Here is a 24,341-nt window from a genome sequence, read left to right on the forward strand (position 1 = left end):
GAGCAACGCCTCCCTCCGCACATTGCTGCCGCGCATCTTCTCGCGAGCCCAGCCGGCTGGCGCCGTTGACCGTCTGATCAAGACCGTGCGGGTGCACCATCCGAAGGCCGATGTCTCGATCATCGAGCGTGCCTACACGGCGGCTGAGAAGGCGCACTCCGGGCAGAAGCGCAAGAGCGGCGAGCCGTACATCACCCATCCGGTCGCGGTCGCTCAGATTCTCGCCGACCTCGGTATTGGCCCGAAGACGCTTGCCGCCGCGCTGCTGCATGACACGGTCGAAGACACCGAGTACACCCTCGACATGGTGCGCAAGGACTTCGGCGACGAGGTCGCCATGCTCGTCGACGGTGTCACCAAGCTCGACAAGCTTAAGTACGGCGACAGCGCCCAGGCCGAGACCGTGCGCAAGATGGTCGTCGCGATGTCGAAAGACATCCGGGTTCTCGTGATCAAGCTGGCCGACCGCCTGCACAACGCGCGCACCTGGGGCTTCGTTCCGGCCGAGTCGGCCACACGCAAGGCGCAGGAGACGCTCGAGATCTACGCTCCGCTCGCGCATCGCCTCGGTATTCAGACCATGAAGTGGGAGCTCGAAGACCTCTCGTTCTCGGTGCTCTACCCCAAGCTCTACGTCGAGATCGAGAGCCTTGTTCGCCAGCGCACACCTCAGCGCGAGGAGTTCGTTCAGCAGGTCATCGACGCGGTCAACGACGACCTCAAGGCGTCGAAGATCAAGGGCAGCGTCGTCGGGCGACCGAAGCAGTACTACTCGATCTACCAGAAGATGATCGTGCGCGGTCGCGAGTTCGACGAGATCTACGACCTGGTCGGCATCCGGGTGCTCGTCACCTCGCTTCGCGACTGTTACGCCGTGCTCGGCGCCATCCACGCACGGTGGACGCCGATTCCTGGCCGGATCAAGGACTACATCGCGACGCCGAAGTTCAACCTCTACCAGTCGCTGCACACCACGGTCATCGGCCCAGGCGGCAAGAGCGTCGAAATTCAGATCCGCACCCACGAGATGCACCAGCACGCGGAGTACGGTGTCGCTGCGCACTGGAAGTACAAGGAGAACGTCAACGGCAAGTCGAGCGCCGGGGCGAAAGCCAACGAGAACGACATGGTGTGGCTCGCCCATATTTCCGACTGGCAGGCGGAAACGGCAGACCCGGGGGAGTTCCTCGACTCGCTCCGTTTCGAAATCGGGGCGAAGGAGGTCTACGTCTTCACCCCGAAGGGCCGGGTCATCGGCCTCCCAGCCGGTGCGACACCCGTCGACTTCGCCTATGGCGTGCACACCGAAGTGGGACACCGCACCATGGGCGCCAAGGTCAACGGGCGGCTCGTTCCGCTGGAGACCGAGCTCAACAGCGGGGACGTCGTCGAGGTGTTCACCTCGAAGAACCCCGACTCCGGCCCCAGCCAGGACTGGTTGACCTTCGTCAAGAGCACTCGAGCCCGCAACAAGATCCGGCAGTGGTTCACCAAGGAACGCCGCGACGAAGCGATCGAGCAGGGCAAGGATGCCATCGCACGCGCGATGCGCAAGCAGAACCTCCCGCTGCAGAAATTGATGAGCCAGGACTCGTTCGCTGAGGTCGCGGCGCAGATGAAGTACGAGGACGTCTCGGCGCTGTACGCAGCTGTCGGTGAAGGCCATGTCTCGACGCAATCGGTGCTCGAGAAGGTCGCCGCGCTCCTGCAGGGCGACAGCGAAGCCGAGGCGGAGGCCCTCGACTTCCCGGTCCGCGGACGCACCCGCCGACTGCCGCACAGCGACTCCGGTGTTCTCGTGCGCGGTGCTCCAGACATCCTCGTCAAGATGTCGAAGTGCTGCACCCCGGTTCCGGGGGACGACATCGTCGGGTTCGTCACCCGCGGGTCAGGCGTCTCCGTCCACCGCAGCGACTGCCACAATGTGCAGGAACTGCTCAAGGAACCGGAGCGGATGATCGACGTGGAGTGGGCACCGACGTCCAAGAGCGTGTTCCTCGTCAACATCCAGGTCGAGGCGCTCGACCGTGCCGGACTGCTCAGCGACGTCACCCGCGTGCTCAGCGAGCACCACGTCAACATCCTCTCGGCGACGGTCTCGACCGGCACGAACCGGCTGGCGATCAGCCGCTTCGTCTTCGAGATGGGCGACACCACGCACCTCGACCGTGTGCTCAATGCGGTCCGCAGGATCGACGCGGTCTACGACGTCTACCGGGTCAACGGCGGCTGACCACCCCGCCGCCCCCGTGCGTTCACTACGCGCAAGAGCACCGGTGCACGGGCCCTCGGAACCATTTGCGCAGATCGAACGGACCGCAAACGGCGAGCACCAGCAGAGCCACGAGGCAGCCGCGCGGCCTCACCGACCCTGCTGAGCCCGGACCGCCGCGATCCGCTCCGCGGCCAGCCGTCCGCCCGGCAGGCGGATGCCGTCGGCCACGTCGTCCGGACGGATCGCGTACGCCCGCACCAGGGCGGCCATGGCGGACCGTTCGGCGGTGCCCGCCGACGCCCGTCGTGCCAGATCGAACACCGTCCGAGCCGGGGTCGTCACTCGCAGGGAACCCACCAGGCATTCATCCGCGTCGCTCAGCACCAGTTCCCGGAGCTGGAAACGCCGGGGCAGCCGGAGGGTCGCCCGGTTCTCGAAGCGCGCGCAGACCTCGTGGTTGCAGGGCGGGGCGTCCGTTCCTCCGTGGAGCCAGGCCGCCGTCATCCCCATCATGATGAGGCGGCCGGTGCCGACCGACGCTGGCAGCAACGAGGCCACCGCCGTTGCCCGCAGTTCGATCCGCTCGGGCTCGTCGGCACAGATCCAGCCCTCATCGACCGCGAAGAGTTCACCGTCGAGTTTCGCCGCTGCGAGTTCCGCGCCGGGCAGGGTTCCGGGGGTGAGGACGGGCGGTATGCGGTCCATGCCGGACAGCATGCCTGAGTTCGGTGCGGAAACACGTCGTCCGGCTGTGCTGTGCAGAGCGGGACGGCGTGCCCAGGGTGTGGAGAAGCCCGCTGCCTCAGGAGGGTAGACCCTCCGGCACCGTATCGTCAGCGGCGATCCTCGCCCGGCGTCGCCGGATCGTCTGGATCGAATACCAGACGAGCGTCCCGGCGATGACGCCGAGGAGGGCGCCCGCGACCACATCCGTCAGCCAGTGCGCCTGAAGGTAGGTGCGTCCCCACGCCATGAGGACCACCCAGAACACACCGAGCACCCAGGCGCTCCAGTGCCGGAACATGAGCCCGAAGATCACGGCAAGCGTTGCCGCCATTGCCGTATGGCCCGAAGGGAACGAGGTGGGAACGGACTCTGCGAGGGAACCCTCCGGCCGTGTTTTGGCGACCAGTGCGGCGAGAGGAGAGGCCAGGATCACCGATGCCACCATCGCGGCCGCCACCATCAGCGCGGCGAGTTTCCAGCGCAGGTAAAGAAAGGTGCCGACGATGGCAAGCCCGATGGCGAGCATCCAGATCGGTCCTCCGACGACCGCGGGGATCCATGCCACGACGAGACCGAGGTCTGTCCGCTGTTCGAGCATCAGGTCGTTCCACCACAGGTCGAGCGGCTCGGCCAGGTACGCCTTGCCGTAGCTGAGAACACACACGACCCCGAAGGCGGCCAGGGCGGCGATCGCGGTGATCAATGCCATCCGGAGCGAACGGTCGGTAGCGTCGACAGGCGGAGCCGCGCGTCGCGCGCGGCCCGATCCCTGTGTGGCTGACATGATCAGGACAACGCGTTGAGCCAGAGCTTGCGCGCCTCGAGAGCATCGGTAGCCTCGGTGATTTTCGCCTGGTCACCTGAGGCCTTCGCCTCTTCGAGTTCGCTTTCAAGCTTCGCAATGGCCGCGTTCAGCTGCCCGGCGAGACCCTCGGTCCGCGCTTTCGTCTCGGGGTTGTTGCGCTTCCAGTGATCGTCATCGAGCGTGCGGAGGTGCTGTTCGACCTTACGCAGGCGGTCCTCGACGGTTTTGACCTGCTCACGGGGAACCTTGCCGATGTCGTCCCAGCGGCGCTGGATGTCGGCGAGCGTCGAACGCACCTTGTCGCGGTCCTTCTCGGCGAGCAGCGGTTCGGCCTCGTCCAGGAGAGCCAGCTTCAGATCGAGGTTGCCCTGGAACTCAGCGCTGTCGCGGGCGTCAACTTCAGACTTCGCCGCATAGATGGCGTCACCCGCAGCCTTGAACCGTGCCCAGAGCGCGTCGTCGTGACGCTTGCCTGCGCGGCCGGACTGTTTCCACTCGTCCAGCAGCGCCCGGTAACCGGGGATGCCCTCGACGCCCTTTTCGATCAGCGCTTCGGCTTTCTCGATGAGCGCCTGCTTGCGGGACTTCGCGTCCCGGTGCACGGTGTCGAGTTCGGCGAAGAACGCACGTCGGTTCTGCTCGATCGTCGACTTGGCGGCACGGAATCGCTTCCACAGGTCGTTTGCTTCGCCCTTGGGGAGCTTCGGACCTTCCTGCTGGTGCGTCTGCCACTGTGCGAACAAGGCGTTGATCTGCTCGGTGGTGTTCTTCCACTGGGCTTTCGCCGGGTCCTGCGCGGCCAGCTTCTCCGCTTCCTGGACGATTGCGGTACGAGCGGCCAGCGCTTCGGCGACGGCGGCCTTCGCCTCCTCGCCCTGCTGCTCGGTCAGCTCACCCACCGTGCTGTCGAGCGCGGCGACACGGGCCTTGAGGCTCTCGAGGTCGCCAACGGCGTTCGCGCCGTCGAGGTTCTTCGCAAGGCGGGCGACCGCCGTTGCCACGTCCGCAGCAGGTGCTCCCCGCTTCACGCGCTGCTCGAGGAGCGTCACCTGCCCTGCAAGGTCGACGAACTTACGCTCGAAGTAGGCCAGGGCCTCTTCGGCGGTGCCATCCGGGTACTGGCCGACTTCGCGCCAGTCGTCACCCTCGCGGACGAAGACGGCGCCGGACTCGTCGACGCGACCCCATGGTTGCTGCTCTGAATTGGACACGTGCCTCACCTTGCTGTGGGTGTCGCACTCGCGTGCGACCGGAAACTCTGCTCAAGCCTATTACGTCGGCGCTTGCGCCCGGGATAGCTATTCGACGCTGACTCCGGTGATCGCGACGGGGATCGCTGGCGGGCCGTCTGTGACGCCGCCTTCGATGCCCTGGTCGGTCACTGTCGCCTTCAGCTCGTCGAGTCCACTGGTGACCGTGCCGAGCACGGTGTATCCGCCGGCGGCATCCGAGGGAATGGTCGTCTCTTCGTAGACGATGAAGAACTGGCTGCCGTTGCTGTAGGCGTTGCCGCTCTGCCTGGCCATCGCGAGAGTACCGGCGGGGTAGACGTCGTCCGCGGGCGCATTCTCGACCGGCCCATAGCTGTAGCCGGGCCCGCCGCTGCCGTCGCCGTCAGGGTCGCCGCATTGAAGGACGAAGAAACCGCCGTTGGTGAGGCGGTGGCACGGGACACCGGTGTAAAAATCGCTCTCGGTGAGGGAGATGAACGAGGCGACACCCTGCGGCGCGGCCGCGCCGTCGAGTTCGATACCGAGCGGCACGTCGTTGATCGTGAGTGTGCCCGTCCAGGTGCGGCCCTCGGCCAGCGCCTGGTCAGGAACATCGCCGACGTTCTCACCGGTCGGTGGCGTCGATTCGGTGGGTTCCGGCTCGGCAGTGGCGACCGGCTTGCCTGGCCCGGTGGAGAAGTAGGCGATCTGCGCGAACGTGGCGCCGGCCGCGACGGCGACGATGGCGATGCCGGCGATCCAGTTGTCGCGCACGCGGCGGCGGACGCGGAACCGGTGCATCGCCTGGCGGGCTTTGTACCCCTTCAGACGTTCCCGGTTCTCACGAGCCGAACGGTCGTCGATCTTGTTGGGTGCCACGTGGATCCTCCATGGGTGCCGGTGCGCAGTTGCGCGGGGGAGACGCTGAAGGCCTCCCCGCCCAGTGAAACTTTACGGTCACCCGATGGTCCCGACCAAATGGTGGGAGCTGATGCCGGGCTTAGGTTAGGCATGCCATACTTAGGCCATGCTTACCCTGAGCCCCGTGCCGGTCAAGGACTCGCGCCCGTCGTATCGCCCCTTCCAGGTGACTGTCGCCCGGGTGCAACCGCTGACACCGCACTTCATTCGGGTCACGTTCACCGGAGACGACCTCGACGTGTTCGGTGTCGACCGGCTGGACCAGCGGTTGAAAATCGTCTTCCCCGGGGAGACGGGGATGAGCGACTTCGGCGCCGGAGATCAGGAGACCATCGCCGACGGCAGCTGGTACGCGCGGTGGCGCTCGCTCCCGGATGCCGCACGCAACCCGTTCCGCACGTACACGGTCCGTGCCGTGCGACCGCAGCAGCGCGAGGTCGACGTCGATATGGTCGCGCACGGCGACGGGGGGCCGGCCTCACGCTGGCTGACGACCGCGCAGCCCGGCCAGGAAGTCGTGATCATCGGACCGGACGCCCACAGCATCGACTCCACCGTGGGTATCGACTGGCGCCCCGGCGACGCTCGCTGCGTGCTGCTCGTCGGTGATGAGACGGCAGCCCCGGCCATCTGCAGCGTCCTGGAATCCCTGCCTTCCGGCCGCACCGCACAGGCGTTCATCGAGGTTCCCGACGACGCCGACATCCTCGCGGTGGATGTTCCCCCCGGTTCACAACTCACCTGGCTTCCGCGGAATGGCGCTCCGAACGGCGCCGTGCTCGACCCGGCCGTGCGCACGTGGGTCGCCCGTAACCGGCCGGTCTACCGCGCCGCCCTGGCCGACGCAGCCCAGCAGGTCGACGACGTCGACATCGATCGCGACCTGCTCTGGGACTCGCCCGCGGCGCAGGACACCGGCGATTTCTACGCCTGGCTGGCAGGAGAGGCGGGCGTGATCAAGACGCTGCGCCGGTTCCTCGTCAGCGAAACCGGGATTGATCGGAAGCGGATCGCCTTCATGGGCTATTGGCGGACAGGGAAAGCCGAAGCACAGTAATGGCCACAGCCCTCGTGGCAGCCTCCCCGGTCAAGGGTGTTGTCCCCTTCCGCCGAAGAATCGGGCTCCTCGTCGCCCTGCTGGTCCTCGGGGTTCTCGTTGCCGCGAGCCTGAGCCTCGGCACGCGGACGACGTCACTCGACAGTGTTCTCGGTGCACTGTTCGACCCGCAGGCCGACAACAACGACCATCTCGTCATCCGGGAACTCCGGGTGCCGCGCACGGTCATCGGACTGGTCGTCGGGTCGGCGCTCGCTCTCGCCGGCACGCTCATGCAGGGGATCACACGCAACCCGCTCGCCGACCCGGGCCTGCTCGGTGTCAACGCCGGAGCATCCCTGTTCGTGGTCCTCGCCATCTCGGTGCTCGGCATCACCGAACCCGGCGGATACATCTGGTTCGCGTTCGGTGGAGCGGCCGCGGCCGCCGGGGCCGTCTACGCGATCGGAGCCATTGGCGGGGGAGGCGCCACACCCGTGAAACTCGCCCTCGCCGGAACCGCCCTGACCGCCGGCATCACCTCGATCATCACCCTGCTGTTGATCACCGACATCGAAACGTTGAGCAGCTACCGCTTCTGGTCGGTCGGTTCCCTCGTGAACCGGGACCTCGAAACGGTGGCGGTGCTTCTTCCGTTCCTCGCACTCGGCACCGCGCTTGCCCTGACGGTCGGCCCGACCCTCAACGTGCTCTCGCTCGGCGACGACCTCGCTCGCGGCCTCGGCCAGCGCATCGGCGTGTCCCGGGCGACCGCGGCAACCGCCATCGTGCTCCTGTGCGGAGCCGCCACGGCACTGGCCGGACCGATCGTCTTCGTCGGCCTGGTGATCCCTCACCTCGTCCGCCCGGTGACCGGGCCGGACTACCGCTGGATCCTCGCGTACTCAGCGGTCCTCGGCCCTGTGCTCCTCCTCGCCGCCGACATCGTCGGACGGCTGATCAGCTACCCGGGCGAGATCGAAGCGGGCATCATCGTGGCCCTGATCGGCGCCCCCGCGCTCATCGTCATCGTGCGCCGATCGAACCTCGCGGGAATCTGAGATGGCGTCGATTCCGCGAGCGGATACCGTCGGCCGGTCGACGAGAGCGGCATCCCGCCGGTTGCCCCCGCGGGAACGCTGGGTCATCGGCATCCTTTCGGGTCTCGTCATTGTCGTCGCCGGCTTCGCCGTCGCCGTCGGGGCGTACACCCTGTCGGTTCCGGATCTCGTGGCGACGCTGCTCGGCCAGGGCACGAGGGCCGACAACGTCATCGTTTTCCGCCTGCGGTTGCCGCGGGTGGCCCTCGGAATTCTCGTCGGCGTGGCCTTCGCCGTCGCCGGCGCGCTGTTCCAGACGCTGCTCCGGAACCCCCTGGCGAGCCCCGACATCATCGGAATCTCACAGGGCGCGAGCGTCTCCGCGGCGACCGCGATCCTGATCTTCGGCGCCGGCGGAGCTGTGGTGTCGCTCAGCGCATTCGGTGGCGCCCTCGGAGTCGCCGCGGCCATCTACCTGTTGTCCTGGCGCAACGGGGTCAGCGGCTACCGGTTCGTTCTCATCGGCGTCGGTGCCGCATTCCTTCTCCAGTCCGTGCTCGGCTACCTGCTGACTCGCGGCGACGTGCGGGAAGTGTCGCAGGCCCTGGTCTGGATGGTCGGCGGGGTCGGAGGGGCCGAGTGGTCCGAGATCGTCGTCGTCGCTTCCAGCCTCGCCGTGCTGCTGCCGACCGTCGCCGTCCTGGCCTCGCGACTCCGCATGCTCCAACTCGGTGACGACGCGGCCGGCGGACTCGGAGTGCCGGTGGAGCTCACTCGGATGTTCTTGCTTGTCGTCGCCGTGGCGATGTGCGCTGTCGCGACGGCGTTCGTCGGTCCTATCGCGTTCGTCGCCTTCGTCTCGGCGCCGATCGCCCGACGTATCGTCGGGACGGGATCACTCGCGCTTCTCCCCAGCGCCCTCGTCGGAATCGTGCTCGTTCTCGGCGCCGACTTCGTCGCCCAGCATGCGCTGCCAGGAGAACTGCAGGTGCCAGCAGGCATCATCACGGGCATCATCGGTGCCCCCTACCTGTTGTGGCTCCTGGCCACAGCCGATCGAGGAGGCCGCGGCGCATGACCCCGGAACTGCCACCGACCGACCTGCAGTCCGGCCATGACCTGGCCGCGCAGGGCTTGAGCCTGTCGTACGACGGCCGTGCCGTCATCGCCGACCTCGACCTCACGGTCCCCGACGGCGAGGTCACGGTCATCGTCGGCGCCAACGCCTGCGGAAAGTCGACCCTCCTCCGCGGCGTGGCCCGTCTCCTGCGCCCGTCAGCGGGCATCATCACCCTGGACGGGAAGGAGACGTCGTCATACCCGGCGAAGGAGTTCGCCCGCATCATCGGCATCCTGCCCCAATCGCCGATCGCCCCCGAGGGCATCACCGTCGCCGACCTGGTTGGCCGCGGTCGTTACCCGCACCAGGGATTGTTCCGCCAGTGGTCGAGCGCCGACGACTCGGCCGTCGCTGAAGCCATGCAGGCGACGTCGACCTCCGATCTGGCCGGTCGACGGGTCGAAGATCTCTCCGGCGGGCAGCGACAACGGGTTTGGATCGCCATGGCCCTCGCCCAGGACCCGGACATCCTGCTCCTCGACGAACCGACGACGTTCCTCGACGTCACCCACCAGATCGAACTTCTCGACCTGCTCACCGAACTCAACCGCAGCAGACGGTCAACCATCGTCATGGTGCTCCATGACCTCAACCTCGCCGCACGCTACGCCGATCATCTTGTCGTGATGTCCGCGGGCGAGGTGGTCGCGAACGGCACGCCGGAGGACATTCTCACGGCCGACCTCGTCCGGCGAGCCTTCGGACTGGAGTCCCGGATCATTCCCGACCCGGTCTGTGGTTCGCCGATGGTGATCCCGATCGGCCGGTTCCACCGCCCCACCCTGCCTTCCGATTAGGCTAGCCTTACCTAAACAATCAACTCGACAGACCTGGAGCCCTCTGTGTCCAACAGACCCCGACTCGCCCTTCTCGCGGCGATCGCCGCTACCGCGCTAGCCCTCAGCGGCTGCGCCCCGGCCGCCGACGAGACCGCAGGCTCAGCCGACCCCGCCGACGCCGGCGCGTTCCCGATCTCGATCGACCATGCCTTCGGCGCGACAGAGATCCCTGAGGCGCCCGAACGCGTCGTCACCCTGGGCTGGGGTTCGACGGATGCCGCCATCGCGGTCGGCGTCGTGCCGGTCGGCATCGAAGCACAGAGCTACGGCGGTAACGCCGAAGGCGTGCTCCCGTGGGTCGAAGAAGCGCTCGCCGACCTCGATGCCGGAACACCCGCGATCATCCCGTCCACGGTGGAGGAACCGGCGTACGAGGAGATCGCGGAGCAGGCACCCGACCTCATCCTTGCCGTGTACTCGGGCATCACCGAGGAGCAGTACGACCTCCTCAGCGCGATCGCCCCGACTGTCGCCTACCCTGACGCCCCCTGGGCAACGCCGTGGACCGAAGTCGTTACGACTGTCGGCGAGGCACTCGGCAAGAGCGCTGAGGCCGCGTCCGTGCTGGAGGAGATTGAAAAGGTCACCGCAGAGCAGGCCGACGCGCACCCCGAGCTGAAGGGCAAAACGGTAGCCGCCGTCGCCGACTCGGGCGGAAAGTTCTACGTCTACAAGGCCGCCGACTCGCGCGTCGACTTCCTCTTCGACCTCGGCCTCGTCGACGCACCCGCCGTCGAGGAACTCGCCAACGGCGACTCGAGCTTCTACTACGAACTCAGCTATGAAGAGCTCGACAAGCTCGACAGCGACATTCTCGTGAGCTATTCGGACACACAGGAAGCCGCCGACACATTCCTGAACTCGAGCTACGCGAAGGCCATCCCCGCCGTCGCCACCGGCGCCGTCGCATCCGTCGTCGGTGTCGAGCTCGTCGCGGCGGTCTCCCCGCCGAGCGCTCTCTCGCTTCCCTGGGGAATCGAAGAGTACGTCGCGATCCTCGCCGAGGCGGCGGCACCCTCCAAGTAGCGAACACGTGCGCCGCACCCGCCGACACGAACTGTCGGCGGGTGCGGCTAGCCTTGCATCATGGCAAACACCTCAGCGGCGCTGCAGTCGGGCAGTGTCCCGCTCGCCGTTCGGATGCGCCCCACAAGCCTCGACGAGGTCGCCGGCCAGAAGCACCTGCTGAAGCCGGGGTCGCCTCTCGTCAGCCTCGCTACGAGCAAATCGGGTGACAAAGGCTCGGTGTCTGTAATCCTCTGGGGCCCGCCCGGCACCGGCAAGACCACCATCGCGCAGTCCATCGCCCACAGCTCGGGTCGCCGTTTCGTCGAGCTGTCTGCCGTGTCGGCGGGGGTGCGCGATGTCCGGCAGGTCATGGACGAAGCGATGACCAGCCGCGACCTCTACGGCCTCTCCACCGTGCTCTTCCTCGACGAGATCCACCGGTTCACGAAGGCGCAGCAGGATGCCCTCCTGCCCGGTGTCGAGAACGGGTGGGTCATCCTGGTGGCCGCGACGACCGAGAACCCGTCGTTCTCGGTGATCTCGCCCCTGCTCTCGCGTTCCCTTCTGCTGACGCTCGAGCAGCTCAGCGACGACGACCTGCGGGTGGTCCTCGACCGGGCGATCGACGACCCACGCGGCCTCGGCGGCCGGTTCCAGGTCACCGACGACGCCCGCGACACGATCATCCGCCTTGCCTCCGGCGACGCACGCCGTGCGCTCACCGCCCTCGAGGCGGCATCCGTCAGCGCGGACTCCCTGGCGAACGCGCCGGAGGATGCGGCGAAGACGCAAGCCGATGATGAGGACGACGAGGACGACGACTCGGCTGAAGTAGAGCAGGCGGCACCGTCCAGCCATCGCCCGGTGATCACCGCAGAAGTGGTGTCCTCGGCGGTGGATCGCGCCCTGCTCCGGTACGACCGGAACGGCGACGAGCACTACGACGTCATCAGCGCCTTCATCAAATCCATCCGCGGCTCCGACGTCGACGCTGCTCTGCATTACCTGGCGCGGATGATCGAGGCGGGGGAGGATCCCCGCTTCATTTCACGACGGATCATCGTGTCCGCCGCCGAGGACATCGGGATGGCCGACCCGAATGCGCTCGTGATCGCTGTCGCCGCGGCGGACTCGGTGCAGTTCATCGGCATGCCCGAAGGGCGGATCCCGCTCGCCGAAGCGGTGGTCTACCTTGCGACGGCCGCGAAGTCGAACGCCTCATACGTCGCCATCGACCGCGCGATCGCCGACGTGCGCGCCGGCAACTTCGGCCGGGTGCCGAAGCCGATGCGCGACGCCCATTACGCGGGGGCGAAACGGCTCGGCCACGGCAAGGGTTACAAGTACCCGCACGACGCCGATGTCGGCGTCGTGGAGCAGCAATACCTCCCGGACGAGCTTCGCGGCGTGCGCTATTACCAGCCCACCCAGCACGGCAATGAACGGGATGTTTCGTCCCGGCTGGCGAAGCTGCTGAGGATCGTACGCGGCGGGCGCGGCTGACGCTCCCGGGTCGGGCGCACGCGTGTTAGGATTGCTGCTGGCCTAGGCCCGGTTTGAATGTATGGCTGCACTGAATCGGGTTGACGGACATGTTCTTTAGCCGAACTGTTCCGGCTCACCCCTCTTACTTTCCGGTCGCGCTTCTGCGCGCCGGCACCACATCGTCAGAGATTCCATCGAAAGGAAACCGTGTCTACCAAGTCACGTACACGCAGCAAGACCCGCCTGTCCCGGGCACTGGGCATCGCCCTCACCCCGAAGGCAGCCAAGTACCTCGAGAAGCGCCCATACGCTCCGGGCGAGCATGGCCGCACCAAGCGCAAGACCGACTCCGACTACGCTGTGCGTCTTCGCGAGAAGCAGCGCCTGCGCGCCCAGTACGGCATCCGCGAGAAGCAGCTGAAGATCGCGTTCGAAGAGGCTCGTCGCGTCAAGGGACTGACCGGTGAAAACCTCGTCGAGATCCTCGAGACCCGTCTCGACGCCCTCCTCGTGCGTTCAGCCATCGCCCGCACCACCGCGCAGGCACGTCAGATGGTTGTGCACCGCCACATCCTCGTCGACGGCCAGCTCGTCGACCGTCCGTCCTTCCGTGTGAAGCCGGGCCAGCTCATCCACGTCAAGGCGCGGAGCGAGGGCACCGAGCCGTTCCAGGTCGCAGCGGCCGGCGGACACGTCGACGTTCTTCCGAAGCTTCCGCCGTACCTCGAGGTCGAACTCGACAAGCTGCAGGCGCGTCTCGTGCGCGCCCCGAAGCGTGCCGAGGTTCCCGTGACCTGTGAAGTCCAGTTCGTCGTGGAGTACTACGCAGCTCGCTAAGCATTTGCTTGCCAGTGAACGGGGTCGCGGCTTAGCCGCGGCCCCGTTTTTGCGTCCCGGTCGGCATTCGGCTTGGCCTGCAACTTGCCCGATAGGATGAATAGCTTGGAAGCATCCGCCCCACAGTTAGTACAAGGAGCCCCTATGAAGAACCTGCTCTGGTTGATCGCAGGCATCGGCGCCGGTTTCGTTGTCGCCCACGAAATCAACAAGACACAACGCGGCAAGGAATTCTTCGCCGACCTCGACATCAAGCTTCGTGAATTCAGCGAGACGGTCGCTGACGCGTACAAGGAGCGCGAAGCCGAGCTTCGCGACAAGATCGACGACCTGGCTCGCAACGCAGAAGACGCGCTCGGCGACCTCAACAAGAACTGAACCACGCGCTTCCGCGCATCCCTGAACTCTGTCGAACGGACCCATGAAGACCGCTGATATTCGCCAGCGCTGGCTTGATTTCTTTGCCGAGCGCGGCCACACCGTCGTCCCCTCAGCCTCACTGGTCTCAGACGACCCGTCGCTGCTGTTCACCGTCGCCGGCATGGTCCCGTTCGTTCCGTACCTCACCGGCCTCGTGCCTGCGCCATATCCGCGGGCGACGAGCGTGCAGAAGTGCATCCGCACCAATGACATCGAAGAAGTCGGCAGGACACCGCGCCACGGCACCTTCTTCCAGATGAACGGAAACTTCTCGTTCGGCGACTACTTCAAGGAGGGGGCGATCAGCCACGCGTGGGAGTTGCTCACCACCCCGGAGAGCGCCGGAGGTTACGGGTTCGAGGAGAAGGACCTGTGGGTCACCGTCTACAAGGACGACGACGAAGCGATCGCGCTGTGGAAGAAGATCGCCGGCCTGCCCGACGGGCGCATCCAGCGCCTGGACAAGAACACGAACTACTGGCACACCGGCCAGCCGGGACCGGCTGGACCGTGCTCCGAGATCTTCTTTGACCGGGGCCCCGCCTACGGGATCGACGGGGGACCGGCGACGGATGACGACCGCTACGTCGAAATCTGGAACCTCGTCTTCATGCAGTACCTGATCGGCGACGTACGTTCGAAGACCGACTTCCGGATCGTCAGCGAGCTTCCCCGCAAGAACATCGACACCGGCATGGGACTCGAACGAGTCGCGTTCCTCAAGCAGGGCGTCGAGAACATGTACGAGATCGACCAGATCCGTCCGGTCCTCGATCGGGCCTCCGAGCTCTCCGGCCGCCGCTACGGCGCCGACCACACCGACGATGTGCGGATGCGCGTCATCGCCGACCACGTGCGCAGCTCGCTGATGTTGATGAGTGACGGCATCTCCCCGTCAAATGAGGGCCGCGGTTACATCCTGCGCCGCCTGATGCGCAGAACCGTGCGCGCCATGCGCCTCCTCGGGGTCGACGGAGCATCCTTCCCCGAACTCTTCGCAGCCTCACGCGACGCGATGAAGGCCTCGTACCCCGAAGTTGAACACGATTACTCGCGCATCTCCCAGGCCGCGTTCGGCGAAGAGGAAACCTTCCTCCGCACGCTCGCGGGTGGGACCACCATTCTCGATCTCGCCGTCGCGAAGACCAAGGACACCGGAAGCGCCAAGCTGCCGGGCGACACAGCCTTCCTGCTGCACGACACCTACGGCTTCCCGATCGACCTGACCCTTGAGATCGCCGAAGAAGCGGGGCTGTCCGTCGACCGCACGGCATTCGACGCTCTCATGGCCAAGCAGCGTTCGATGGCGAAGGCCGACGCGAAAGCCAAGAAGACGGCTCTCGCCGACATGTCCGTCTACAGCGCGTTCCGGGCACACGGTGAGACGGTGTTCACCGGCTACACCGAACTCGAGACGGAGTCGCGCATTCTCGGCCTCATCGTCGACGGGCATTCGGTGACGACGGCGGCCGCCGGCGACATCGCCGAAGTGATCCTCGCCGAGACGTCGCTGTACGCGGAGTCCGGCGGACAGGAAGCGGACCAGGGGCTCATCGTCGGCCCCGGTTTCGAGCTGGAGGTCCTCGACGTCCAGAAGCCGGTCAAGGGACTGATCAGCCACAAGGTCCAGGTCGCACGCGGAGAGGTCGGAGTCGGCAGTCTTGCCCGCAGCGTCGTCGACGCGGACTACCGCCGCGGTGCGAAGCAAGCCCATTCCGGCACCCACATCATCCACGCCGCTCTGCGCCAGATCCTCGGCCCGAACGCGCACCAGTCCGGCTCGTACAACAAGGCCGGCTACCTGCGCCTCGACTTCACCTGGAATTCCGGGCTGTCGCCCGAAACCCGTTCGGAGATCGAAGAGGTCTCCAACAACGCCATCCGCGACAACCTCGAAGTCGTCACCCGGGAGCTTCCCCTCGACGAGGCGAAGTCCCTCGGCGCGATGGCGCTGTTCGGCGAGAAATACGGCGACGTCGTCCGCGTCGTCGACATCGGCGGGCCGTGGTCGCGCGAACTCTGCGCGGGAACTCACGTCACGGCGAGTGCTGAGATCGGCATGATCAACCTCGTCAGCGAATCGAGCGTCGGCTCCACCAACCGGCGCGTCGAATCGCTCGTCGGGCTCGAGGCATTCCGTGACCTCGCCGCCGAGCGGGCCATCGTGTCGCAGCTCACCTCGTCGCTGAAGACTCCGCGGGAACAGCTCCCGGACCGGATCGCCGAGCTCGTCGCAAGCCTCAAGCAGGCTGAGAAGAAGATCCAGTCGTACGAGGCCCGAGCGCTTTCGGAACGGATCCCGGCGCTCGTCTCGTCCGCGCGCGACGGCGGCGACTACCGCATCGTCGCCGAAACGCTCGGCGCGCTGGCGTCCCAGGACGACCTGCGCGCGCTGGTGACCGGTGTCCGTGAACGGCTCGGCTCCGACGCCTCGGTCGTCGCGCTGGCCGCCACCGTCAACGCCCGTCCGATCGTCATCGTTGCGACCAACGATGCCGCCCGCCGGCTCGGTGCGAAAGCAGGCCAGCTGGCCCGTACCGCCGCCGGTATCCTCGGCGGCGGTGGCGGTGGCAAGGATGACCTCGCCCAGGGTGGAGGGTCGGATGCTGCTGCGATCCCGGCAGCGCTGACAGCCATCGTCGACGCGGTCGCCCGCTAGATCGTGACGGGCATGCGCAGCGGCGTCCGGGTCGGCATCGATGTCGGCAAGGCGCGCATCGGTGTCGCCAGATCCGACGCCCATGCCATGCTGGCGACCCCGATCGAAACGGTTCCTCGGGCGGTCACCGGCGACTCTGACATCCGTCGCATCCTGCAGATCACCGACGAGTTGGACCCGATCGAGATCGTGGTCGGCCTGCCACTGGCTCTATCCGGCGGACACACGGCCTCCACCGACGACGCCGTCACGTTCGCGACGGCGCTGGCGACGGCATCCGGGATTCCGGTCCGTCTCGTCGACGAACGACTGTCAACGGTCTCCGCCCACTCGGCGCTGCGAACCTCCGGCAAACGGCAAAAAGGGTCCCGCGGCATTGTCGACCAGGTGGCCGCCGTCATAATCTTGCAACATGCCCTGGACACTGAGCGGGGCAGCGCTGTGCCCCCCGGCTCGGTTGTCGGCACGAACGAAGGACCCTAGTACGTGACTGAACAGACGCCGCGCGACGATGCGTTCGACGCCATTTTCGGATCAGACGGTAAGCAAACGAGCGCCCCTGCCGGGCGAGAGCCTGCCCCTGCAGCTGCCCCTCCCGCTGGGCCGACGTCCCGGCGTGAAGCCCGTGAACAGGCTGAGCGCGCTCGTGCCGAGGCAGCGCCCGAGCCGAGCGCCGAGCCTGAGCGGAGCACCGCGGAAGAGCCAGCTGGAACGCCAGCGCGAAACCGGTCCGCCCGGCGCGCGGTTGCCGCATCCGGATCCGACTACCCGCCCCGGGAGAAACACAAGAAGAGGGGCTGGATCGCGGCTCTCGTCGTACTCGTCCTGGTCGGCGGCATCGGCGGCGGCGGGCTCTATGTCTGGAATACCTTCGAGCCTCAAATCCGCACCGTGATGAACTGGCAGGAACCGATCGACTACGAAGGTTCAGGCAGCGGCGAAGCGACGGTCTTCATTTCGGCCGGCGACACCGGAATCGACATCGCCCGCACGCTGAAGAACCGGGGCGTCACCAAAACCTCCGACGCTTTCTACGAGCTGCTCCTGTCGCGCAGTTCTGAGCCGGTTTTCCACCCCGGCGTGTACAAACTCGCGAAGAAGATGAGCGCGCAGGCAGCACTCGACGCCCTGCTCGACCCGGCGAACAAGGTCGAGCGCACCGTTCTCCTGCGTGAGGGCATCACCGGAGCGGAGATCCTCGCCGAGCTTTCGGCCGGAACCGAGATCCCCCTCGAGGAGCTGCAGGCTGCCGTCGCCGACCCGACCATCTACGGAATCCCCGCCACGGCGCCGTCCATCGAAGGCTGGCTGTTCCCCGCTCTGTACACGTTTGACCCCGACCTGAGCGCCCAGGATGTGATCAAAGTGCTCGTCGACCGCACGGTCACCTCGCTTGACAAGGCCGGCGTCCCGGTCGAGGACCGGGAACGTATCCTCACCATCGCCTCGATCATCCAGCGTGAAGCACGTAAGGACGAGGACTTCTACAAGGTCAGCCGCGTGATCCACAACCGCCTCGCGGTAGACATGAAGCTCGAGATGGATTCCACGGCCCAATACGGGGACAACGCGGAACCCGGAACCGTCTGGTCGACGAAAGAGGCACTGGAGTCCGACAACCCGTGGAACACCTACACCCGCACCGGGCTGCCCATCGGCCCGATCGCCAGCCCCGGGGACACCGCCATCGCGGCCGCGATGGCGCCGGCCGAGGGCAGCTGGCTGTTCTTCGTCACCGTGAACCTCGACACCGGTGAGACGGTGTTCACCAACACGGTCGCCGAACATGACGCGGCTGTCAAACAGTTGAGGGACTGGTGCAAGGCCAACCCTGACAAGGGCTGCTGATGGCCGACCGCCTTGCCGTCTTCGGCTCTCCGATCGCACACTCGATGTCGCCGGTCCTGCACCGCACGGCGTATCGGCTGCTCGGCCTGGAGTGGGAGTACGACTCCCGCGACGTGGTCGCTGCAGACCTGCCCGGCATCGTGAACGGTCTCGACGACGGCTGGCGCGGACTCTCGCTGACCATGCCGCTGAAGCAGGCTGCGTTCGAACTCGCCAGCACACATGACGCCATGGCAGAGCTCACCGGCGCCGTCAACACCCTCCGATTCGTCGGATCTGGCAGTGATCGGGCCCTGTTCGGTTACAACACCGACGTGGCCGGCATCACACGGGCGCTGGCCGCGATCGGCGTCACCGAAGCTCCTCACGTCCACATCCTCGGCGGGGGAGCGACCGCGGCAAGCGCCGTGGTCGCCGCGGCTGAGCTCGGCGCGCTCTCCGTGTCGATCCTCGCCCGCTCGCCAGGCAAGTCCGAATCGCTCGTGGCCCTCGGTCGACGAGCCGGCCTCGCCGTCGACCTGGCCCGCTTCGAGGACGCCGCAGGCCTCCTCGAGCCGCAGCTCGTTCTCAGCACCCTGCCCGGCGGATCCCTGCCGGCGGTGAACTATCCGGCGTCCGTGCGCTCCGGCGCTGCTCTTCTCGACGTCGCCTACGACCCCTGGCCGAGCGAACTCGCGACGCGGTGGGCGGATGCCGGCGGCCCGGTCGCAAACGGACTGTCGATGCTGGTGCAGCAGGCCCTTGTGCAGGTCCGCATCTTCGCCTTCAACGACCCTTTCCAGCCACTGGAAGGCGAGGAGGACGTGCTCGCCGCCATGTTGGCATCCGTCGGTCTGGACGCTCGGGGACTTCCCATCGCCTGACCCCTCCTGCCGGGGCCGTCCGAGGGGGGCCGGGCGCTGTGGAAGGATAGAGCTATGCTTCGTTGGCTCACTGCCGGAGAGTCTCACGGCCCGGAACTCATTGCAATCGTCGAGGGTCTTCCCGCCGGCGTCCCCGTCTCCCTCGACGCCATTCGCGCCGACCTCGCCCGCCGAAAGCTCGGCTACGGGCGCGGATCGCGGATGAAGTTCGAGCAGGACGAGCTGAACATTTCGGGCGGTGTCCGTCACGGCTTCAGCCTGGGCAGCCCGGTCGCCGTGCGCATCGGAAACACCGAGTGGCCCAAATGGGTCGAGGTGATGAACCCGGAACCGGTCGAGGAGACCGAGAAGTCCCGCGGCCGCAGCGCACCGCTGACCCGTCCGCGGCCGGGGCACGCCGACCTCGTCGGCATGCAGAAGTACAACTTCGATGAAGCGCGCCCCATCCTCGAACGCGCCAGCGCGCGGGAGACCGCGGCGCGCGTTGCACTGGGCGCCGTCGCCCGCGGCTTCCTCGCAGAACTCGGCATCACGCTTGTGAGCCACACGCTGTCCATCGGCCCTGTGCGGGTACCCGAGAACAGCGCACTCCCGTCGCCCGCCGACGTCGACCGGCTCGACGCTGATCCGCTGCGCTGCTTCGACCCGGCTACCTCCGAGCTCATGGTCGCCGAGGTGGATGCCGCGAAGAAGGACGGCGACACGCTCGGCGGTGTGGTCGAGGTTCTCGCCTACGGACTGCCGCCTGGACTCGGATCCCACGTGCACTGGGACCGCCGTCTCGACGGCCAGCTCGCACAGGCGCTCATGGGAATCCAGGCCATCAAGGGCGTCGAGGTGGGAGACGGATTCCTCACGACGACCCGCCGCGGTTCCGACGCGCACGACGAACTGTTCTCGATCGACGACGAGATCGTCCGCTCCAGCGACAAAGCCGGGGGGACCGAAGGCGGAATGAGCACCGGAACCGTCCTGCGGGTCCGGGCGGGCATGAAACCCATCGCGACCATCCCGCACTCCTTGCGTACCGTCGACGTCGCAACCGGCGAAGCGGCAGGCGCCCACCATCAGCGTTCAGACGTCTGCGCCGTACCGGCAGCGGGTGTCGTGGCTGAGGCCATGGTCGCCCTCGTCCTCGCCAACAGCGTCCTGGAGAAATTCGGGGGAGACGCCGTCGAAGAGACCAAACGCAACCTCAAGTCGTACCTCGCGGCCATCCCGGCTGGGCTGAAGACGGCGACGGAATCGACGCCAGAACTCCTGTGAGCACGCCAGCGCTCCCGCTGCCCCTCATCCTGATCGGACCGATGGGGGCTGGAAAGACGAAGATCGGCCGGCGGGTGGCGCGTGCGCTCGCCGTGCCGTTCATCGACACCGACAAGCGCATCGTCGCCGATCACGGCCCGATCAACGAGATTTTCGCCAACCACGGCGAGCCGGTGTTCCGCGAACTGGAACGCGACGCGGTCGCCGCCGCACTGGCCGAACCTGCCGTGGTCTCGCTCGGGGGAGGAGCGGTGCTCCACGCGGAGACCCAGCGTGACCTGGCCGACCGCACCGTCGTCCTGCTCACCGTCAGCGGCGAGGCCGTCGCCGCTCGCATCAAAACCGGCAAGCGTCCGCTGCTGAAGAACGGCGCCGCCGACTGGCAACGCATCTACGACGAACGCCGCCCGATCTACGAACAATTGGCGACCATCAGTTTCGACACCTCGAGCGAGCCGATCGAGCGCATCGCCGACAAAATTGCCGACTGGGCGAGAGGACAAGCATGAGTGAGATCACCACGATCGAGGTCACCGGAACCGACGCGTACAGCATCGAGGTGGGCCGCGGCATTCTCGATCGGCTCCCCGGGATGCTGGGCGACGGCGTCGCGAAGATCCTCCTCGTTCACCCGCCGACCCTCGGCGCGAAAGCAGAACAGCTCCGTGAGAGCCTCGCCGACCGGTACCAGGTGCTGCTCGCCGAAATCCCGGATGCCGAAACCGGCAAACGGGTCGAGGTCGCCGCATTCTGCTGGCAGATCATGGGGCAGGCCGACTTCACCCGCACCGACGCGGTCATCGGCTTCGGCGGGGGAGCCACAACCGACGTCGCGGGTTTCGTCGCAGCCACGTGGTTGCGCGGTGTCCGTCTCGTGCAGGTGCCGACCTCGGTGGCGGGAATGGTCGATGCAGCCATCGGCGGCAAGACCGGCATCAACACCAACGAGGGCAAAAACCTCGTCGGCTCGTTCTACGCCCCCGCCGGAGTGATCGTCGACCTCGACCTGCTCGACACCCTGCCTCGCAATGAAATCCTCGCCGGTTTCGCCGAGATCGCAAAGTGCGGGTTCATCGCCGAACCGGAGATCCTCGACCTCATCGAGGCCGACGTCGACGTCGTCACCGACCCGAACAGCGAGGCGTTCCGCCGCGTCGTCGAACTGTCCATCGCACTCAAGGCACGCGTGGTCAGCGAGGACTTCAAGGAGGGCGGGGTCCGCGAGATCCTCAACTACGGCCACACCCTCGGCCACGCCATCGAACACGCCGAACGGTACCAGTGGCGTCACGGAGCGGCCGTTGCGGTCGGCATGATGTTCGCGGCCGAGCTGTCCCGTCTCGCCGGGCGCCTGCCGGACGCGGTCGCGGACCGGCACCGGAGCATCCTCGATTCGCTCAACCTGCCAACGGAATACCCCGTCGGACGCTGGAACACCCTCCTCGCCACCATGCAGCGCGACAAGAAGGCCCGCGCCGGTATGCTTCGCTTCATCGTGCTCGACGACCTCGCCAAGCCGACGGTGCTCGCCGGCCCCGAAACTGCATTGCTCTTCGCGGCCTACCAGGAGATCGGTTCATAGCCATGACCACAGTCCTCGTTCTCAACGGCCCCAACCTCGGACGGCTCGGCTCGCGAGAGCCCGACGTCTACGGCAGCGGCAACCTCAAGGACCTCCGCGTGCTCCTCGAGGGCGACGCCGCCGACGGCGTCACCGTCGATTTGCGGCAGACCAACGATGAAGCAGAACTCATCAGCTGGCTCTACGAGGCCGTCGACTCCGGTTGCCCGGTGATCCTCAACCCGGCGGCGTTCACCCACTACAGTTACGCGCTCCGGGATGCCGCTGCGCTCGTTTCGAAGGCCGGCCTGCCGCTGGTCGAGGTCCACATCACCAACCCACACGCCCGCGAAACGTTCCGACACACGAGCGTCATCTCCGGTGTTGCGACCGGTGTCATCGCCGGCTTCGGATTCGACTCCTACCGGCTCGCCCTGACGGCCGTCACCCGCGCTGGCTGAGGTCGCTGGGCTTCCCAGTGTGCGGTGTCTTTGGTGAGGCGTCGCGCGGCAGGTAAACTTTCCGAGACGGCCCCGTCGGGCCGGACCTCTTCCCACTGAAATGGAACCCCCTCTTCATGGCATCAACCGCCGACATCCGAAACGGAATCGTCCTTAACATCGACGGCCAGCTCTGGAACGTCATCGAATTCCAGCACGTCAAGCCGGGCAAGGGCGGCGCCTTCGTCCGCACCAAGCTGAAGAACGTCGTCTCGGGTAAAACCGTCGACCGCACCTACAACGCCGGCACGAAGATCGACATCGAGAACGTCGACCGTCGCGACTTCACCTACCTCTACCAGGATGGTGACTCCTTCGTCTTCATGGACGTCGCCGACTACGACCAGCTCACCGTTCCTGGCACGATCGTCGGCGACGCCGCGAACTTCATGCTCGAGAACCAGGCTGTCACCATCGCCCTCAACAACGGCAACCCGCTGTACGTCGAGCTGCCGGCATCCGTCACGCTCGAGATCACCTACACGGAGCCTGGCCTGCAGGGCGACCGCTCGACCGGGGGAACCAAGCCCGCGACGGTTGAGACCGGCTACGAGATCCAGGTTCCCCTGTTCCTCGAGCAGGGCACCAAGGTCAAGGTCGACACGCGCACCGGCGACTACATGGGCCGCGTCAACGACTAGTGAGTACCCGTAGCAAAGCCCGCAAGCGGGCCCTCGACATCCTCTACGGTGCCGATCTTCGTGACTTGCCGTTGCGCGACGCCCTGACGGTCGAGGCGCAGCGCGCAGCGAGCGAACCGCAGCGTGAAGCATCCTGGCTCTACGCCCGCGACATCGTCGACGGCATCATCGACAACGCCGAAGAGATCGACGAACAGATCGAGACGTACGCCCAGGGTTGGACGCTCGCCCGGATGCCCGCCGTCGACCGCGCCATCCTCCGCATCGGCGTGTGGGAGGTTCTCTTCAACGACGAGATCCCCGCGGCTGTCGCGATCGACGAAGCGGTCGAATCCGCCAAGACGCTCTCCACAGACGACTCCGCCGGATTCGTGAACGGTCTGCTCGGCAAAATCGCCCAGGCGAACGGCTAGACGCTTTTCTTCGAACGCCCGCCCATCGCATCCGTGCGCCCGGGCGGGCGTTTCGTCGTTTCCGCGCGCACGCGTGCGGGGCGGTCGGGCGTTGCGTCGGGCGCCCGGTCGGGACTCGCGCGGGTGTTTCGGCGCGCGGCGCAATGACCCGCGCAGGCGGTCGAACGTTTCATTGACCGGATCGCCGCGTATGGGTATCGTGTCCCGGAACATGAGGGGACCCGCGCTGCCGCCTCGGCCAGCGCTTTCGATACCTTTCAAAGGAGAAAATGTGTTCAAAAAATCCCTCATGGCGGTCGGACTTGCCGCCAGCTTCGTGCTCATCCCCACGGCTGCCTCAGCCCTGGACTGTACGAACGTTTCCCGGCCGCCGGCCGCGTGCGGCTCGGTGTGCACCGACGGCCCCGTCATCAAAGGCAACTGGGCCTGGCTGCCCAGCGTCTTCCCCGGAGCCCCTGAGGCCTGGGTAATGATCCCCCCGGGAACAGTGCAGGGAGTCGGTGCGCCCGGCGAAAACGGCAACTACCAGAACGGCAAGGGCTACGCGCTGCTGGTGAATGCCATCTGCGACTCCAACGGTTCCGTACTGGTCAACAGGCAGACTGAGCACGGCATCCAGCTGATGGAGGGCTGCCCCTAGCCACGGCGTGAGTCAGCTGATCAGCGCCTCACGCCTCTCGGCCGTCGGCCGCGCGGCCGGCGGCCGTTCGCGCGGGTGCGCCCGCCTCTTGCGCGGGAGTTCCTTCACCCGCCCGTGGCTGAAACACCTGCGCCAGCCAGCGCCTCGCCGGGGATGACCGCGTCGAGCCTCTTCACGATGCCGGCGACCGCTGCCCGGCCTGCCCGGTTCGCACCGATCGTCGAGGACGACGGGCCGTAACCGACGAGGTGCACGCGACGATCGGATGCAACGGCCGTGCCGTCCAT

The 24,341-nt window shown here is 66.7% G+C and carries 24 protein-coding genes and 1 pseudogene; 20 read left to right on the forward strand and 5 right to left on the reverse strand.

What is annotated here, in order from left to right:
• Nucleotides 1-2,233, forward strand: a 2,233-nt coding sequence (locus ACLQ62_RS02760; protein WP_411720134.1) for a RelA/SpoT family protein, incomplete at its 5' end; no start/stop codon positions are given.
• 129 nt (nt 2,234-2,362) lie between these two features.
• On the opposite strand, the gene ACLQ62_RS02765 is transcribed toward ACLQ62_RS02760, so the two are convergent.
• From ACLQ62_RS02765 to ACLQ62_RS02780, 4 genes are all read right to left on the reverse strand, one after another.
• Entirely contained in the window at nt 2,363-2,920 is a 558-nt protein-coding gene (locus tag ACLQ62_RS02765; RefSeq protein ID WP_411720135.1) for a type IV toxin-antitoxin system AbiEi family antitoxin, read from the reverse strand.
• Between the two features lie 97 nt (nt 2,921-3,017).
• Nucleotides 3,018-3,650, reverse strand: a complete 633-nt coding sequence (locus tag ACLQ62_RS02770; protein ID WP_411720136.1) for a phosphatase PAP2 family protein — start codon at nt 3,648-3,650, stop codon at nt 3,018-3,020.
• A 77-nt stretch (nt 3,651-3,727) separates the two neighbouring features.
• Nucleotides 3,728-4,957 (reverse strand): DUF349 domain-containing protein, encoded by a 1,230-nt coding sequence (locus ACLQ62_RS02775; RefSeq protein ID WP_411720137.1) that lies wholly within the window; start codon nt 4,955-4,957, stop codon nt 3,728-3,730.
• A gap of 87 nt (nt 4,958-5,044) precedes the next feature.
• Complete coding sequence (locus ACLQ62_RS02780) at nt 5,045-5,836, reverse strand: peptidylprolyl isomerase (RefSeq protein ID WP_411720138.1); 792 nt, start codon at nt 5,834-5,836, stop codon at nt 5,045-5,047.
• A gap of 148 nt (nt 5,837-5,984) precedes the next feature.
• On the opposite strand from ACLQ62_RS02780, the gene ACLQ62_RS02785 reads away from it, so the two are divergent.
• The 19 genes from ACLQ62_RS02785 (at nt 5,985) to ACLQ62_RS02875 (ending at nt 24,054) form a co-directional block, all read left to right on the forward strand.
• Nucleotides 5,985-6,935: a siderophore-interacting protein gene (locus ACLQ62_RS02785; protein WP_411720139.1), complete on the forward strand. Its 951-nt coding sequence runs from the start codon at nt 5,985-5,987 to the stop codon at nt 6,933-6,935.
• Nucleotides 6,935-7,975 (forward strand): FecCD family ABC transporter permease, encoded by a 1,041-nt coding sequence (locus ACLQ62_RS02790; RefSeq protein WP_411720140.1) that lies wholly within the window; start codon nt 6,935-6,937, stop codon nt 7,973-7,975. Before ACLQ62_RS02785 ends, ACLQ62_RS02790 begins: the two co-directional genes overlap by 1 nt.
• Nucleotide 7,976: 1 nt before the next feature.
• Entirely contained in the window at nt 7,977-9,032 is a 1,056-nt protein-coding gene (locus ACLQ62_RS02795; protein ID WP_411720141.1) for a FecCD family ABC transporter permease, read from the forward strand.
• Nucleotides 9,029-9,871 (forward strand): ABC transporter ATP-binding protein, encoded by an 843-nt coding sequence (locus ACLQ62_RS02800; RefSeq protein ID WP_411720142.1) that lies wholly within the window; start codon nt 9,029-9,031, stop codon nt 9,869-9,871. The genes ACLQ62_RS02795 and ACLQ62_RS02800 overlap by 4 nt, the downstream gene beginning before the upstream one ends.
• A gap of 45 nt (nt 9,872-9,916) precedes the next feature.
• Nucleotides 9,917-10,939, forward strand: a complete 1,023-nt coding sequence (locus tag ACLQ62_RS02805) for an iron-siderophore ABC transporter substrate-binding protein (protein WP_411720143.1) — start codon at nt 9,917-9,919, stop codon at nt 10,937-10,939.
• Nucleotides 10,940-10,999: 60 nt separating this feature from the next.
• Nucleotides 11,000-12,424, forward strand: a complete 1,425-nt coding sequence (locus tag ACLQ62_RS02810) for a replication-associated recombination protein A (protein WP_411720144.1) — start codon at nt 11,000-11,002, stop codon at nt 12,422-12,424.
• A 189-nt stretch (nt 12,425-12,613) separates the two neighbouring features.
• Nucleotides 12,614-13,243, forward strand: a complete 630-nt coding sequence (rpsD, locus tag ACLQ62_RS02815) for a 30S ribosomal protein S4 (protein WP_297359944.1) — start codon at nt 12,614-12,616, stop codon at nt 13,241-13,243.
• A 144-nt stretch (nt 13,244-13,387) separates the two neighbouring features.
• On the forward strand, nt 13,388-13,621 hold the full coding sequence (locus ACLQ62_RS02820) for a hypothetical protein (protein ID WP_090712773.1): 234 nt from the start codon (nt 13,388-13,390) through the stop codon (nt 13,619-13,621).
• 43 nt (nt 13,622-13,664) lie between these two features.
• The gene (gene alaS, locus ACLQ62_RS02825) at nt 13,665-16,322 is read left to right on the forward strand and encodes an alanine--tRNA ligase (protein ID WP_411720145.1); all 2,658 of its coding nucleotides are present in this window, start codon (nt 13,665-13,667) and stop codon (nt 16,320-16,322) included.
• Between the two features lie 12 nt (nt 16,323-16,334).
• Nucleotides 16,335-16,805 carry a Holliday junction resolvase RuvX gene (gene ruvX, locus ACLQ62_RS02830; RefSeq protein WP_411720146.1) on the forward strand — a complete coding sequence of 157 codons (471 nt, stop codon included), beginning with the start codon at nt 16,335-16,337 and terminating at the stop codon, nt 16,803-16,805.
• A 3-nt stretch (nt 16,806-16,808) separates the two neighbouring features.
• Nucleotides 16,809-18,170 carry an endolytic transglycosylase MltG gene (gene mltG / locus ACLQ62_RS02835; RefSeq protein WP_411720147.1) on the forward strand — a complete coding sequence of 454 codons (1,362 nt, stop codon included), beginning with the start codon at nt 16,809-16,811 and terminating at the stop codon, nt 18,168-18,170.
• Nucleotides 18,170-19,033, forward strand: coding sequence for a shikimate dehydrogenase (locus ACLQ62_RS02840; protein WP_411720148.1), 864 nt, complete (start codon nt 18,170-18,172; stop codon nt 19,031-19,033). The genes mltG and ACLQ62_RS02840 overlap by 1 nt, the downstream gene beginning before the upstream one ends.
• Nucleotides 19,034-19,087: 54 nt before the next feature.
• Nucleotides 19,088-20,299, forward strand: coding sequence for a chorismate synthase (gene aroC, locus ACLQ62_RS02845; protein WP_411720149.1), 1,212 nt, complete (start codon nt 19,088-19,090; stop codon nt 20,297-20,299).
• Nucleotides 20,296-20,808 carry a shikimate kinase gene (locus ACLQ62_RS02850; protein WP_411720150.1) on the forward strand — a complete coding sequence of 171 codons (513 nt, stop codon included), beginning with the start codon at nt 20,296-20,298 and terminating at the stop codon, nt 20,806-20,808. Before aroC ends, ACLQ62_RS02850 begins: the two co-directional genes overlap by 4 nt.
• Nucleotides 20,805-21,881 carry a 3-dehydroquinate synthase gene (gene aroB, locus ACLQ62_RS02855; protein WP_411720151.1) on the forward strand — a complete coding sequence of 359 codons (1,077 nt, stop codon included), beginning with the start codon at nt 20,805-20,807 and terminating at the stop codon, nt 21,879-21,881. Before ACLQ62_RS02850 ends, aroB begins: the two co-directional genes overlap by 4 nt.
• A 2-nt stretch (nt 21,882-21,883) precedes the next feature.
• Nucleotides 21,884-22,321: a type II 3-dehydroquinate dehydratase gene (locus ACLQ62_RS02860; RefSeq protein WP_411720152.1), complete on the forward strand. Its 438-nt coding sequence runs from the start codon at nt 21,884-21,886 to the stop codon at nt 22,319-22,321.
• 116 nt (nt 22,322-22,437) lie between these two features.
• Nucleotides 22,438-23,001 carry an elongation factor P gene (gene efp, locus ACLQ62_RS02865; protein ID WP_411720153.1) on the forward strand — a complete coding sequence of 188 codons (564 nt, stop codon included), beginning with the start codon at nt 22,438-22,440 and terminating at the stop codon, nt 22,999-23,001.
• Nucleotides 23,001-23,414 (forward strand): transcription antitermination factor NusB, encoded by a 414-nt coding sequence (nusB, locus tag ACLQ62_RS02870; RefSeq protein WP_411720154.1) that lies wholly within the window; start codon nt 23,001-23,003, stop codon nt 23,412-23,414. The genes efp and nusB overlap by 1 nt, the downstream gene beginning before the upstream one ends.
• A gap of 271 nt (nt 23,415-23,685) precedes the next feature.
• Complete coding sequence (locus tag ACLQ62_RS02875; protein WP_411720155.1) at nt 23,686-24,054, forward strand: hypothetical protein; 369 nt, start codon at nt 23,686-23,688, stop codon at nt 24,052-24,054.
• 104 nt (nt 24,055-24,158) lie between these two features.
• Here the strand turns inward: ACLQ62_RS02875 and ACLQ62_RS02880 are convergent.
• Nucleotides 24,159-24,341 (reverse strand): annotated as a pseudogene (locus ACLQ62_RS02880) (hypothetical protein); the annotation flags it as partial.

Origin of the sequence: Mycetocola sp., from assembly GCF_046716805.1 — a bacterium.
GTDB lineage: Bacteria > Actinomycetota > Actinomycetes > Actinomycetales > Microbacteriaceae > Mycetocola_A.

Excerpts from the sequence above, each read along its gene's own strand:
- ACLQ62_RS02820 (WP_090712773.1), top strand. The coding sequence starts at position 13,388 with ATGAAGAACCTGCTCTGGTTGATCGCAGGCATCGGCGCCGGTTTCGTT.
- aroB (WP_411720151.1), top strand. The coding sequence starts at position 20,805 with ATGAGTGAGATCACCACGATCGAGGTCACCGGAACCGACGCGTACAGC.
- ruvX (WP_411720146.1), top strand. The coding sequence starts at position 16,335 with ATGCGCAGCGGCGTCCGGGTCGGCATCGATGTCGGCAAGGCGCGCATC.
- alaS (WP_411720145.1), top strand. The coding sequence starts at position 13,665 with ATGAAGACCGCTGATATTCGCCAGCGCTGGCTTGATTTCTTTGCCGAG.
- ACLQ62_RS02860 (WP_411720152.1), top strand. The coding sequence starts at position 21,884 with ATGACCACAGTCCTCGTTCTCAACGGCCCCAACCTCGGACGGCTCGGC.
- ACLQ62_RS02765 (WP_411720135.1), bottom strand. The coding sequence starts at position 2,920 with ATGGACCGCATACCGCCCGTCCTCACCCCCGGAACCCTGCCCGGCGCG.
- ACLQ62_RS02790 (WP_411720140.1), top strand. The coding sequence starts at position 6,935 with ATGGCCACAGCCCTCGTGGCAGCCTCCCCGGTCAAGGGTGTTGTCCCC.
- ACLQ62_RS02840 (WP_411720148.1), top strand. The coding sequence starts at position 18,170 with ATGGCCGACCGCCTTGCCGTCTTCGGCTCTCCGATCGCACACTCGATG.
- aroC (WP_411720149.1), top strand. The coding sequence starts at position 19,088 with ATGCTTCGTTGGCTCACTGCCGGAGAGTCTCACGGCCCGGAACTCATT.
- ACLQ62_RS02800 (WP_411720142.1), top strand. The coding sequence starts at position 9,029 with ATGACCCCGGAACTGCCACCGACCGACCTGCAGTCCGGCCATGACCTG.
- efp (WP_411720153.1), top strand. The coding sequence starts at position 22,438 with ATGGCATCAACCGCCGACATCCGAAACGGAATCGTCCTTAACATCGAC.
- ACLQ62_RS02795 (WP_411720141.1), top strand. The coding sequence starts at position 7,977 with ATGGCGTCGATTCCGCGAGCGGATACCGTCGGCCGGTCGACGAGAGCG.
- ACLQ62_RS02785 (WP_411720139.1), top strand. The coding sequence starts at position 5,985 with ATGCTTACCCTGAGCCCCGTGCCGGTCAAGGACTCGCGCCCGTCGTAT.
- ACLQ62_RS02810 (WP_411720144.1), top strand. The coding sequence starts at position 11,000 with ATGGCAAACACCTCAGCGGCGCTGCAGTCGGGCAGTGTCCCGCTCGCC.
- ACLQ62_RS02770 (WP_411720136.1), bottom strand. The coding sequence starts at position 3,650 with ATGGCATTGATCACCGCGATCGCCGCCCTGGCCGCCTTCGGGGTCGTG.